Annotated in this window: 10 protein-coding genes and 2 pseudogenes; 1 reads left to right on the forward strand and 11 read right to left on the reverse strand. The window is 59.9% G+C overall.

Annotation, left to right across the window (positions count from 1 at the left end; translation table 11 throughout):
• Positions 1-80 precede the first annotated feature (80 nt).
• The 6 genes from ACO59D_RS11860 to ACO59D_RS11885 all read right to left on the reverse strand — a co-directional run bounded on the left by ACO59D_RS11860 (position 81) and on the right by ACO59D_RS11885 (position 4516).
• The gene (locus ACO59D_RS11860) at positions 81-689 is read right to left on the reverse strand and encodes an SIS domain-containing protein (protein WP_130810445.1); all 609 of its coding nucleotides are present in this window, start codon (positions 687-689) and stop codon (positions 81-83) included.
• A gap of 41 nt (positions 690-730) precedes the next feature.
• Positions 731-1468, reverse strand: coding sequence for a hypothetical protein (locus ACO59D_RS11865; protein WP_485127164.1), 738 nt, complete (start codon positions 1466-1468; stop codon positions 731-733).
• A gap of 21 nt (positions 1469-1489) precedes the next feature.
• A complete protein-coding gene (locus ACO59D_RS11870; RefSeq protein ID WP_130810449.1) occupies positions 1490-2257 on the reverse strand; it encodes an HpcH/HpaI aldolase family protein in 768 nt (255 codons plus the stop codon).
• A gap of 103 nt (positions 2258-2360) precedes the next feature.
• Positions 2361-3674 (reverse strand): PTS ascorbate transporter subunit IIC, encoded by a 1314-nt coding sequence (gene ulaA, locus ACO59D_RS11875; RefSeq protein ID WP_485127165.1) that lies wholly within the window; start codon positions 3672-3674, stop codon positions 2361-2363.
• A gap of 75 nt (positions 3675-3749) precedes the next feature.
• Entirely contained in the window at positions 3750-4061 is a 312-nt protein-coding gene (locus ACO59D_RS11880) for a PTS sugar transporter subunit IIB (RefSeq protein ID WP_485127166.1), read from the reverse strand.
• Positions 4061-4516, reverse strand: a complete 456-nt coding sequence (locus tag ACO59D_RS11885; protein ID WP_485127167.1) for a PTS sugar transporter subunit IIA — start codon at positions 4514-4516, stop codon at positions 4061-4063. Before ACO59D_RS11885 ends, ACO59D_RS11880 begins: the two co-directional genes overlap by 1 nt.
• Before the next feature lie 414 nt (positions 4517-4930).
• Between ACO59D_RS11885 and ACO59D_RS11890 the strand changes: the two genes are divergently transcribed.
• Complete coding sequence (locus ACO59D_RS11890; RefSeq protein WP_485127168.1) at positions 4931-5746, forward strand: DeoR/GlpR family DNA-binding transcription regulator; 816 nt, start codon at positions 4931-4933, stop codon at positions 5744-5746.
• Here the strand turns inward: ACO59D_RS11890 and ACO59D_RS11895 are convergent.
• The 5 genes and pseudogenes from ACO59D_RS11895 to ACO59D_RS11915 all read right to left on the reverse strand — a co-directional run bounded on the left by ACO59D_RS11895 (position 5743) and on the right by ACO59D_RS11915 (position 12987).
• Positions 5743-6618: a YitT family protein gene (locus tag ACO59D_RS11895; protein ID WP_485127169.1), complete on the reverse strand. Its 876-nt coding sequence runs from the start codon at positions 6616-6618 to the stop codon at positions 5743-5745. The two genes, ACO59D_RS11890 and ACO59D_RS11895, sit on opposite strands and share 4 nt — an antisense overlap.
• Positions 6615-7730: a peptide chain release factor 2 gene (prfB, locus tag ACO59D_RS11900; RefSeq protein WP_485127170.1), complete on the reverse strand. Its 1116-nt coding sequence runs from the start codon at positions 7728-7730 to the stop codon at positions 6615-6617. Before prfB ends, ACO59D_RS11895 begins: the two co-directional genes overlap by 4 nt.
• Positions 7731-7732: 2 nt before the next feature.
• Positions 7733-7852: pseudogene (locus tag ACO59D_RS11905) on the reverse strand (SEC-C metal-binding domain-containing protein); the annotation flags it as partial.
• Between the two features lie 81 nt (positions 7853-7933).
• Positions 7934-10531 (reverse strand): annotated as a pseudogene (secA, locus tag ACO59D_RS11910) (preprotein translocase subunit SecA); the annotation flags it as partial.
• Positions 10532-10725: 194 nt separating this feature from the next.
• Positions 10726-12987: an AfsR/SARP family transcriptional regulator gene (locus ACO59D_RS11915; protein WP_485127171.1), complete on the reverse strand. Its 2262-nt coding sequence runs from the start codon at positions 12985-12987 to the stop codon at positions 10726-10728.
• Positions 12988-13063: the final 76 nt, after the last annotated feature.

The raw sequence follows: 13063 nt of genomic DNA on the forward strand, positions 1-13063 counted from the left end.
ACCATGGGGACGATGACCCCGGAGAACGTAGACATGCCTGGGACTGCCTTTCTGCTCTGTGCTTGCGGATACGCTACTTGCTACTTGCCAGCGCGGATGGAAGCGCCAAGCGCCCCACCCGGGTGCCAGGTGACGTACTTCTCGGGCGTAAGACCAAACTCGTTCTGGAGAAGGATGGAGAGGCACTGCAGCTCAAGCGTCTCGGCAAGAATCGAAGCGCGAGGCGGCTTGTTCATGGGGTCGCCCTCCTGCGTGACACCGGCGATGAGCACAACGTCACCCTGCTCGGCAATCCAGGAGCTGGGACTGCCGGTGACGGCGATGATCTTTGCGCCATTCTTCTTGAGGCAGGTGACCGTGGCCTTGAGTTCCATGGTCTCGCCCGAGTTGGAGATGGCAATCACGACGTCGCCGGGAACAACCTGACCGGCGCTGCCGTGGACGCACTCGGTCCCGTGGAGCTCGTAGGTGGGCGTGCCGGTAGACGAGAAGAGCGAGGCTGCGTAGCCAGAGACGTGACCAGGCTTGCCGATGCCCGTCACGTGCACGCGACCGCCGTTCCTCTCGGCGTCCAAGATGAGCTGCTTGGCTGCACTCAGCGCATCGAAGCCGATGCCGGCAATGTACTCGTCAAGGGATGCCTTGACGATGCCAAGGAACTGCTCGACCTGTTCCTTATCTGATGCCATGTTCTTTCCTTTCTGATGGCCTAAACCACAGGCAATGACGCCTATTTCTTCTCTTTGACGTGATGGCGCGCCATGGTCGAGGCAAAGCCCTGCTCAAGCGAATCGAGCGTGCCTGCCATGAATGGGCGCGTGATGCCCACGTAGAGATAGCCCGAGGGATGCTTGACCCAATCGCCCCACAGAAGCAGCCTCAGCGAATTGCCCTGGCGCACGACCTTGTAGGCTTTGATGTCCTTGTATGTGACAACCGTCGCCTCTTTGGGGTCAGCCTTCTCGTAGATGTAGACGTACGTGTGGCCAAAGTCGATGACGCCCGTCCTCATGAAGTACTTCCTGAGAAGCCTCCCCATGCGCTTAGAGACAAACCACGCTGCCGTGAGCGAGGCGATGAGCGCCAGAAGTAGCCAGACATTGCCCGAGTAGTTGGCCGCGATGCCGCACCAGAACGCAAGGAGGAGAAGGGCGAGCACAGCAACGGCAAGGAGCAGGCCCTGCAAAACGAGCCGCCTCCTGTCCTCTTCGACGGAGAGCTCAATCTCGTCCTCGGGCAAGTCTGGAATGGCGATTGGCCTTGCGATACCAACGATGTTGCCGAGGACCGCATCGCTTGCCTTGCGCGCCCTGTCAGCCGAGGAGTCCCCGGCGTGTCCCCCAACCTTCCTGGGACTCTCGACGGGCGCAGGCCCTTCCGTGGCACCTGCCTGTTTCTTGGGAGCTTCAACGGGATTTTCCTGGGCTTTTGCGGCGATCGTATGCCACTTTTGCTTCTTCTGCTGCAACACCTCTCTGCTCCCCTCCGACTACTGCGCTTTGGCTGCTGCGCTCTTGAGGCGCTCGTAGTCCTGCACTGCACCCGTGAAGGCCGAGCGCAGAAGGTGCGCGTCGATCGCAGAGACCATGAGATTCACGTCGGGCATGAAATGCTCGACGAGTCCGGCAGAGCCGATAATGCCAAATGCCTTACCACAGTCGACGCAGGCGCGATGCACCTGCTCGATGAGGGCAAGCTCCTCTGCGCAGCCAACTTCATCGGACCTTCCCATGGAGATGGCCAGGTCGCAGGGCCCCACCACCAGGGCATCGACACCACCTACCGCAGCGATCGCCTGGGCTTGGCATACGCCCTCAACGGTCTCAACCTGGGCAATGGCAAGGGTCTGGGCGTTGGCGCGAGCCATATTGGCAGCGTGGCTGCCGCTTTTCCCATATCCGGTATGCGCCCCACCAGAGTAACTCCTACAGCCGAGCGGAGGGTACTTCGCCCACTGCACCAGCTGACGCGCCTGATTTGCGCTCTCGACCATGGGAACCATCACGCCCGCTGCCCCAAGGTCAAGCGTGTGTGATACGAGAGACCTTGAGAGCTCTCCCACGCGTACGAGCGAGGGCAAGCCCAGCGCATGCGCGTAAAGCATGGCCGAGCTGAGACGCGGCCAGTCGATGTCACCATGCTCGCCATCAAAGAAGAGGAAGTCAAAGCCGGCAGCTTGGGCCATGGCCACTGCCGGAGCAGAGTCCAGCACTTGGACAAACAAGCCACCCATCTGGCGCTTTGCGAGGTTTTCCATACCGACCCCCTGGTGCAGGAGGGCACCCGTGGCGTGCCGCAGGCACCCCCTGAAATTCAAACGTTAGGGCTGAGCAGGCAGTGCAATCTGGGTTCCCACTCGATTAGGCGCCGAAGAGGCCACCGATGCCATAGATGATCGAGCCGACGATGTTGTAGTCGACGTTGGGGAACGAGGCGCCGGCGATTCCGAGCGAGGCGAACGCGGGATACAGGACCAGGGGGCCAGCGCAGAGGAAGATGCCAACGAGGAACGAGCCGAGCAGGGCACCGCGCCAGCCACCGTAGGCATAGCCGCAGACGCCGCAGGTGCCACCAGAGAAGAAGCAGATGCCGGCCGCGGGAATCATGATGGTCTCGCTGTGGAAGACAACCATGAGGGCCATAGCCACAAGGCCACCGAGGAACGAGCCGATGAAGCCGATGATGACGGCATCAGGCGCAAACGGGAAGATGGCAGGGCAGTCGACGGCAGGGCGGGCATCTGGGATGAGCTTCTCGGAGATGCCCACGAAGGCCGCGGTGATCTCGGCGATGAACTGACGCACGCCGTAGATAAGGACGGACATGCCAGCGGCGAACTTCAGGCCAGCGAGGAACGGCCAAATCCACCAGACGTCGTTGCCAAAGTAGGAAGTGAAGGGCTTGCCATTGGCAAGGGTGTCACCAAAGTGGCCGGTCACGAAGCAGGCGATGGTCACGATGTAGAAGAGCACGATCATGAACAGGGCCACAGAGAACACGAAGTCACGGAAGAGCTTGAAGAACTCGGGGAGGTTCTGCTCCTTTACCTCGTCCTTCTCGATCTCCTCCTCGTTCTTCTTGGCGAAGAGCTTGCCGCAGTAGCCGGAGAAGGCGTAGCCGATGCAGTTGAAGTGACCAATGGCAAAGTCATTGGAGCCGGTGAGCTTCTCAACGAACGGCTGGCAGAGCGAGGGCATGGCTGCGCCACAGAAGCCCAGGACAATGCCGCCGAGGATAACGGTCACGGCAATGGGGGCGCCCAGGGCGATGAAGACAAGCGCAAGGACGCAGGCGAAGTACAGGAAGTGCTGGCCTGTAAGGAAGATGGCCTTGAACGGGGTGGCCTTGGCAAACACGAGGTTCATGATGAAGCCAAAGACCATGACCATGGCCACCTCGGTGCCATAGGTCTGGAGTGCCAGCGACGTGGCCACCTCGACCTGCGTGACAACGCCCTGGACATTGAAGGCGGCGGAGAACATCGCGCCAAAGGTGGTGATCTGCGCGGACATGGCGTCAGAGCCGATGTTGAAGATCATGAAGCCGATGATGGTCTTGACCGTTCCTGCGAACGTGTCAACGCCAGACTTCTTCTGCAGGAGCAGGCCGACAAGGGCGATGATGCCCATGATCAGCGCCGTGTCCCTCATCTGCATGAGGAATGCGTTCAGCATGTGAAATCCTTCCGATGAATCACTTGCGGGACTCCCCGCTCACTTCGTGCATATCCCTACTCAACTACGCGTTTGCTACTTGCGGGGCTCCTCGCCCTTGTGCTCGTCCAGCCACGCGTGGAGCTTCTCGCGAATCTCGTTCTTGTCAACGAGGTTCTTGACCCCCACCGCAGAGGGGACGCGAGGATCCCTGGAAAGCTCCTCGGTAAGGTCGACCATCGTGATCACGAGGTCGCCGCGGAATCCGATGATGGAGTCGAGGTTGCCGTGCTCGGTCTCGATGGGAAGGTTGTCCTCCTTGATGACCTGGTCGCACTTGATTTTGAGCATCATCGAGGAGCCCATGCCAGCGCGGCAGCACACCAGAGCATGATACTTGTGATCCATTACATACCCCTTTCCTTCTCGTGGACGAGGTCCACGACTTCCTTTGCGTCCTTGCAGGCGTCGAGTTTGGTGAAGAAGTCCGGGTCCGAGAGCAGCTCAACCAGTGACTGGAGGGCACCCAGGTGAGAATCGTTGTCCTTCGCGCTCAGCGGGAAGAGATACTTCACCGGATCGTTGTCCTCGCTGCCAAACTCAACGGGATTCCTGAGCGTCACAACGCCCACGGCAGACTCGAGGGCACCGCACTCGGGACGAGCGTGCGGAAGCGCCACGTGCTCTGTGATCACGATGTAAGGGCCAAACTCATGGACGCCTTTGATGATGTCGTCAACGTAATCCTCGGTCACTTTGCCGTTGGCAACCATGGGGGCAGTCGCCTTGCGAATGGCGTCCTTCCAGTCGCTCGCCTCGATATCGAGCTGAACGAGGCCCTCATCGAGAAGATCGCTGAGCATGCAATCACCTACCCTTTCTCGATACACGGGAAAGCCGCTTGGACTACCCCTCACCAACCGTTCGTAACCGTGGTGCTAATTGAACATCTCCGCAACTGATTTTCCATATTCCCGACGCAAATTTTCCCAAACCTCGCCCAACGGTCTTTTGAACCATTGCCTATATATGCTTTCTAACTGCAGTGTTCTATTTATTATTGAATCATGCATCATATATTGATAATATCTATGAGCATAATTTTATGTATTTAAGAGCTGTTTTTATGAACGATAGAACATTGAACACTTTGATCGTATAAATGCGACTCATGCGGCGTCATGCATCAGCCTTTATGTACGATTGACTATGAATGGGCTTTCCTGCTTCGTATAATTGATTCCACCAGCGTCACATGAAGAGGGGTGGAGACGGCCGTGAAGAGAAGCAAGGCATACATCGCTGCGCGCAGGGATGCCATCGTCGCCCTTCTCGAGAGAAGAGGGCATGTGGGCGTGGCCGAACTTGCCGACCACTTTGGCGTCTCGGCCCTCACCGTCAGGCGCGACCTAGAATACCTGGAGGAGCAGCACGTCCTCTCTCGACAGTACGGAACCGCCACCCTGCTCAACCCCTTGGGGCGTCCCTCTGGCTCGCGTCAGATTCGTGCGAACAAGGCCATCGCACGCGAGGCGGCGCGTTACGTGAAGGATGGTGACTGCATCTTCATCAACGCAAGCTCTACCGCACTCTCGATCATCTCGCATATCACGGCACAAGACGTCACCGTTATCACCAATAATGCCAAGGCACTGCTTCTAAGCGAGCATCCAAACGCATCAATCATTCTCACGGGCGGTGAGATTCGGCCCCCCAAGGCGTCACTTACTGGGGAGTTTGCGCTCGAATGCGTAAAGCGCATCACCGCCACGAAGTGCTTCCTTGGCCTCGCGGGCCTCTCGCCCGCCTATGGGCTCACGTCTGCCACCGCCCCAGAGCCAGCCATCAATGCCATGATGCTTGACCGGTCGCACATGCATGTGATTGTGGCTGACTCCTCAAAGATTGGTAGAACGTCGAGCTTCCAGTTTGGTTCCACCGACGAGGTGGATTTGCTCATAACAGATTCGGGAGCGACGGACGAGCAGGTCGAGCTGCTCAAAGAGAACGGCGTCTCCGATGTGGTACGCGTCAACCTGGATGCTGCCGCGCTGCAGATGGCAGATGAGGAGCTCGGACCGAAGGACGCCTAACGCCCATCGATGCTCTTGAAGCCCTCCCCGTACGCCTCGTGGACCTCGGCAATCACGACGATGGCGTCAGGGTCGGTCTCGGCAACTATCTCCTTGAGGTGCGCCAGCTCCCCGCGCGAAAGCACGCAGAATATAACGGGCCGCAGCTCGCGGCTCCACATGCCCCGTGCCTCAAACTCGGTGCAACCCCGATCGAGCTCATCCATGATCTGTTGGGCTATGCGCTCGTGCTTCTCGGAGATTATGTAGGCAGCACGTTGGACGCGCGGACCATCGACCACCGTGTCGATCACGCGCCCGCAGATGTACATCGCGACGGCGGCGTAGAGCGCATTCTCGATCGAGAAGACGGGAGCAGAGATGGCCACGATGGCGCCATCGACCAGAATGGCCACGCTCCCAACGGATGCACCCGTCTTTCTCGCAATGAGTTGCGCAATGATATCGGTCCCGCCGGTATTGCCACCTGTGCGGAAGACCATTCCCAGTCCTATGCCCGTGATCACACCGCCCCACAGCGCACAGAGCAGAAGGTCGCCTTCACCCAAAACGGGTACGAAAGGGGCCAGGGCATCGGTGAGGATGCCCGACACGATGATCCCCGCAGCGGTGAGAATGGCGTAGCGCTTGCTCCCCGAACGCACAACATATGCAAAGAGCAGGACATTCATCGCGATGGACTGGATGCCCACGGGCAGGCTGACCCCCACCTGGAGGGCGAGTGCGTGAAACACCGTGGCCAAACCCGTTATTCCGCCTGCGGCTAGGCCATTGGGGACTTCAAAGCAGTCAAGGCCAAAGGCAAAGAGCAGCGAACCAAGGAAGATGAGGATGGCGTCGAGCGCCGCCTCGCGCAAGCTGATCTTTCTCACTGGTCCGGCCTCCCGGCAAGTACCCATCTGTGATAAGCGATGATGAACTTGTCGAGGTCGCCGTCCTGGAGGACCGAGTCGACGTTGCCGGTCTCCACCCCCGTGCGCAGGTCCTTCACCATCTGGTAGGGATAGAGGACATAGCTCCTGATCTGGTTACCAAAACCAATCTCATGCTTGGGGCCGCGGAGCTCGTCCAGCTCGGCGGCACGCTTCTCGAGCTCCATCTCGTAGAGGCGACTGCGCAGGATCTTCATTGCAAACGCCTTGTTCTGGAGCTGGCTTCGCTCGTTCTGGCAGGTAACCACAGTACCTGTAGGAATGTGGGTGATGCGAACGGCGGAGTCTGTGGTGTTCACGCCCTGGCCACCGTGACCGGTCGCATGGTAGACGTCCACGCGCAGGTCTTTAGGATCGATATCGACCTCGATGTCATCTGGCAGGACCGGCAGGACCTCAACGCCCGCAAAGGTGGTCTGGCGACGCTTCTTCTCGTCCGTTGGCGAGATGCGCACCAAGCGGTGCACGCCCTGCTCGGCACGGAGCATGCCGTAGGCGTTGTGGCCATGCACCGTGAAGGTGGCGTGGCCAATGCCAATGACCTCTGCCTGGGGTGCGTCGTTCACGTCCACAGCCCAGCCACGCCTGTCGCAATAGTGCAGGTACATGTGAAAGAGCATGTCACACCAGTCCTGCGCCTCAAGGCCGCCCTGACCGGGTGTCACCGTCACGATAGCGTCACCATGGTCGAGACCATCCGTGAACCAGCTGGAAAGCTCGAGCTCTGTGAGGTCATGCTCGAGTGAGGCCGCAATCGAGGCAGACTCGGCGAGAAGGTCATCATCTGCCGTCTCCTCACCAAGCTCCAAGGCGGCCCGTGCGTCATCCAGCTTGGCCCGGGCATCATCGATGCCAGCCACATCTGACTTCGCGCTGGCAAGGCGTGCCATGGTCTCGCGCGCCGCATTGGCATCGTCCCAGAAGCCCGGCGCGGCACTTTCCTGCTCGAGCTGCGCCACAGTACCCCTGAGCTCGTCGACATGGAGGTAGCCCTCTACCTCGTCGAGCCTAGATGAGAGGGCATCGAGCGTAGCGCTGTCTATGTCTGCCATGGCTACCTATTCCTGCCGTGGCAGTTCTTGAACTTCTTACCGCTCCCGCAGGGGCAGGGGTCGTTCCTTCCCACGCCAACGTAAGGGTCTGGGTCCTCATCCTTGCGATAGGTGCGGGGCTTGCCGACGCCGGCGTTGGCATTGTTGTTGCCGCCCTGCTGCCGCGTGGCCTGAGCTGCGGGGCGACGCGCAGGGGAGCCGTGGTCGCCGTCAACCTCGGCCGGACCAGAGTACTGGGCACCACGCAGCTCGTCCGAAAGGGCTTCCTCGTCACCCTGGGACTTCGCGGGAGCCGGAGGGCGCACGGCAACCTCGATACGGAGGATTGTGCGGAGAAAGTCCTCGTACATCGTATTGACGAGCTCGGTAAACGCAGCATATGCCTCGCTCTTGTACTCGACGAGAGGATCGCGCTGGCCGTAGCCGCGAAGGCCAATGCCGGTCTTGAGGTAGTCCATCTCCTGCAGGTAGGTCATCCAGCGGGTATCTATGACACGAAGCATGACCTGCGCGGAAAGGTCGCTCATGATCTGGTCGCCCAGGCGCTGCTCCTTATCCTTGTAGCAGGTGCCAACAAAGGTATCGATTCCGTCGATGATGTCTCCCTGGTCGGAGTCGACGGTGAAGGCAGGCGCATCCGTACGACCCGTAAGGTCACAGACCCACTTGCCGAGACCAGCAAGGTCCCACTCCTCCGGGTCAATCGCCTCGGAGCAGTACTCATTCACCTTGCGCTGGACGGTATCGTAGGTGACCTCCTCCACGTGGCTCATGAGGTCCTTGCCATCCAGAATCTTGTTGCGCTCTTCGTAGATGACCTGGCGCTGCTTGTTCATCACGTCATCGTAGTCGAGGACGTTCTTGCGCATGGCAAAGTTAACCTCCTCGACCTTGCGCTGGGCGCTCTCGACGGCGCGCGTCACAATCTTCGCCTTGATGGGCATGTCGTCAGGCATGTTGTACCTGGTCATCATCGCAGCGATGCGATCCATGCGATCACCGCCAAAGAGGCGCATGAGGTCATCCTCGAGCGAGAGGTAGAACTGGGTCTCACCGGGGTCACCCTGACGGCCGGAGCGGCCACGCAGCTGGTTGTCGATACGACGGCTCTCGTGGCGCTCGGTGCCGATGACAGCGAGGCCGCCGGCAGCCACCACGGCCTCGCGCTCCTTGTCGCAGATAGCCTTGGCCTTCTCCAGTGCGGCAGCGCGCTGTTCCTCGGTTGGCAGAAGGGGCTCCTCGCCCTCCTTGGTCGGCACATAGAAGCCCTGCTCACGAAGCATGTCCTCCGCCATGGCCTTGGGGTTGCCACCCAGAAGAATATCCGTACCGCGGCCGGCCATGTTGGTCGCGATGGTCACGGCTCCCTCGCGACCTGCCTGCGCCACAATCTGAGCCTCGCGCTCGTGGTACTTTGCGTTGAGCACGCTGTGCTTGATCCCGCGCTTGTCCAAGATGCGAGAGAGGCGCTCAGAGTTCTCGATCGAGACCGTGCCAACAAGGCATGGCTGGCCGTTGGCGTGGCGCTCGGCAACGTCATCAGCAACCGCATCGAACTTGGCGGTGACGGTCTTGTAGACAAGGTCCTCGTGGTCAACGCGGATAACTGGCTTGTTGGGCGGAATCACCTGCACAGGGACGTGATAGACCTCGCGGAACTCGGCATCCTCGGTCATGGCAGTGCCCGTCATGCCGGAGAGCTTGTCATACATGAGGAAGTAGTTCTGGAGGGTGATTGTGGCGAGCGTCTGGTTCTCCTCGCGCACGAGCACGCCTTCCTTGGCCTCGATTGCCTGGTGCAGGCCCTCGGAGTAGCGCCTGCCCTCCATGATGCGGCCCGTGAACTCGTCGACAATCTTGACCTCGCCGTCGACCACGACGTACTGCTGATCACGATGGAACATATACTGCGCCTTGAGCGCCTGCTGAAGGTGGTTCACCAGCTGGCCAGAGGGATCGGCGTAGATGTCATCAATACCCAGGCTGCGCTCGATCTTCTTGAGACCCCCATCGGTCGCAGCAATGGTGTGCTTGGCCTCATCCATCACAAAGTCGACGTCCGACGTAAGGCCACGAACAGCTCGGGCAAAGTCCTTGTAGGTACCCGCCGACTTCGTCCCCGCGCCAGAGATGATGAGCGGCGTGCGCGCCTCGTCGATGAGGATGGAGTCAACCTCGTCAACGATGGCGTAGCGGTGGCCGCGCTGGACGCGCAAGCTTGGTCGCGTGACCATGTTGTCGCGCAGGTAGTCAAAGCCAAACTCAGAGTTCGTACCGTAGGTGACGTCAGACTGGTAGGCGGGCTTCTTGAGGTTGAGCCTCATGCCATTTTGGAGAAGCCCGACCTTCATGCCCATGAAGCGATAGATCTGGCCCATCCACTCGCTGTCTCGCTTGGCCAGGTAGTCGTTCACGGTCACGATATGCACGCCCTTGCCATCGAGGGCATTGAGATAGCCGGCGAGGGTCGAGACGAGGGTCTTGCCCTCACCGGTCTTCATCTCGGCAATCGTGCCCCTGTGCAGGGCAATGCCGCCGATGATCTGCACGTCAAAGTGACGCATGCCCGTCGTACGACAAGAGGCCTCCCTCACAGCGGCAAAGGCCTCGGGGAGAAGGTCATCGAGCGTCTCACCATTCTCAACGCGCTCGCGGAACAGCTTTGTTTGGCCGCTCAGCTCCTCGTCGTCCATTGCAGCGAAGCGCGGTTCAAGGTCGTTGATGTGCGCAGTGATGCGCTGGTATTCCTTGAGGTCCTTGTCGGCTCCGGCTGACAGCAATTTGGAGAGAAAGTTTGGCATGGGCAATCCTTCACACTCTTGATGGGCGGTGACCATCCACCGACGCATGCGCTTTTTCACTTTACCCATAGCAAACTCACCATGGCAGCAAGGTGCGTGGTCTCACCAAAAGCGCACTGTATTCCCGGTGTCTATACGCGTTTGCCGGGCCTGTGGCCAACAGGCGGCAACCGAGGCGCGCAAGGCTCAACTCGCTAGGGGCTGTTTCCGATGCGTCGAGCAGATCCACCGTCTTCCCCATGCCCTCCTTCGTCCACCGCCTTCCTCAGGCGCTTTGGGGGAGGCATGTGAGTGCGGTCGACGAAGCGCACCGCGTATCTCCTGTAGCGCTGCTCCGCCTCAAACACCCGTCCGCTTGCACGGAGGGCCCGTATGAGAACCTCTGCCGCATCCTCGCGAAGGTCGTCCGCCATTGTCGCAGCGTCCGCGAGTCGAGCAGAGATCCTAAATCGGCCAAGCCTCAACGCCGCCTCAGCCCCTGCGACCATAGCGTCAGCGTACAGCTCCCGCAACTCCAGGCGCCGCGCCACGACATAGCCCGAGACGTCCCTGGTAGGTACGAAGAGGTCTCCTGCATAGATCTTCTCGGCCCTCAAGACTGCCTCTAGAGCGCGTTCATCATCTCCCTCCGAGGCCAAGACCTCCCTCGCAGCTTTCGCGAACTCCATAAAGTCGCATTCGAGAAGTGAGGAATCGAGCGATACAGACTTATCGCCTCTGCCCCCGAGGAAGAGGTCCAGATCCGGTGCGACAGCACCCACTTCTCGCCGCAGCGTGCTGGTGGCCTGATAGATCTTGTCCAGTCCGGCTTTGTAGTCACAGTCTGGCCAGAGCTGCTCGATAATCTCGTATCTCTTTGCTGTCAGCTTTGGGTGGAGTGCGACAAACACCAGCATCGCCTTTGCAGAGCGCCTCTCGATGCGCCACTCGGGAACCGGCTCGCCATCGGCATAGAGAGAGAATCCCCCAAGCAGGCAGAGTCTCATGCGCGCACCCGCAGCCACCTCATGAACCACGCTGCTGTCACGAGGGACGGGGTCTCTCCGGCTTAGCCTCTGAACACTCCGGGAACGCGGCGACTCGGCTAGAGCTGGCTCAAGCACAGCTATCCAGGCATGCGGGATGAGCTCCCTTATTCGCCGTGGGATATCCCCGCTTCCAGAAATCAAAACCCTGAGAAGCCACATCTCATCGCTGGGAAAAATCAGGCTCTCCCGAATGCGAAGGACATCAGCAGAAAACTCCTCCTCTAAGGAGGCACGAACCAGCGCGGCGACGGTGGAGAGCTCCTTGGTATCGCAGGCGCCCTCCCAGTCTGGGGGAGCCTCATCGCTGCAATCGGAACCCATAGCTGCCCTGCACAGGATAGACGCCTCAGCCTCGAGATGGGTGAATCCCGCCCTTCCCGCAGTGGCAGCAGCAACCGAACTCCTGAGGCGAGCGCCGCGATAATCACCTAACACATACTCGGCAGCCGCGCCCATCACGAGAGCGGCCACCCGGACAAGCTCGTTTCCCGCGCGTTCCGCAGCACTTGCCAACGCGTCTATCGATGGGAGGTCACAAGAGCCTCGCATGAGCGCATCCAAGACAAGCAGGAAGGAGTCTTCGTCGCGCAATGCCAAAAAGCCGTTGCGAGCAAGGAAGTCCCTAGCCTCGGTACACGGTTCATCATCCGACTGGATGTCACCTAGAAGCGTTCGGGCAATGCATGCATCTAGACGCAGCAGTGCACCGGCAAGCGTACCCTCCAGGCTGGAAAAGGCGTAGGGACCCACTATGCGCTGAACGGCACTAGGGCGTCCATCCCGCAAAAGCTGGATGGCTTGGAGATGCACGGCAAGGCCCTCAAGCTGCCCCTCACCACCAGAGGGCACGGAGATGTTATCGCCCGCAAGTGCTGCACGGCAGGCGGTCAGGAGGATGTCTGCGGCGCGCGCTTCGGCCTTGAGGGGCATACCTCCACCACGCTGCAGGCCCCAGTCCTCCGGAAGCCTGGCAGCCCTGTCTCCGAGCGCAGAGAGGGTGCACGCAACGCACGCAGCCCTTTCGGGAGAGACGAGCATCTGGGCTTGGGCTGGCCCCACCACGCTTCGTACGAGGCCAAGCTCTCCGGCGCATACAAAGTCCTCAGCGTGGTCTATGACGGTAGCGATTGCCTCGGTCGAGGAAGTCATTCGAGCAATGATCGCAGCACGCCCATACTCGCCCCTCTCAATCAGTACGTTAAGGGCAGAATCAAATATGGGCTGCCAGGCCATGACCTTTGTCGCGAGGACAGGAGCACATGCACCAAGGCCGTCGAGCGTATCGATGCCGTAGCAGCGGAAAATGGATTCGTGACAAGAAACGCCGAAGAGCGGGGCATACTTTTCAAGGCTGAGCGCCAGCTCTGCTGGGTTGGCACACGTCAAGCTGGCAACATCATCGAAAGTCCCCTGTCCAAGAAGCAGCATTGCCAAGCGGAGCGATATTTCGGCTCTTCCGCGTTTCTAGTGGGTAGCACAGGCGAGTGATGTCTGCGCCGAGAAG

Source organism: Tractidigestivibacter sp. (assembly GCF_057241865.1).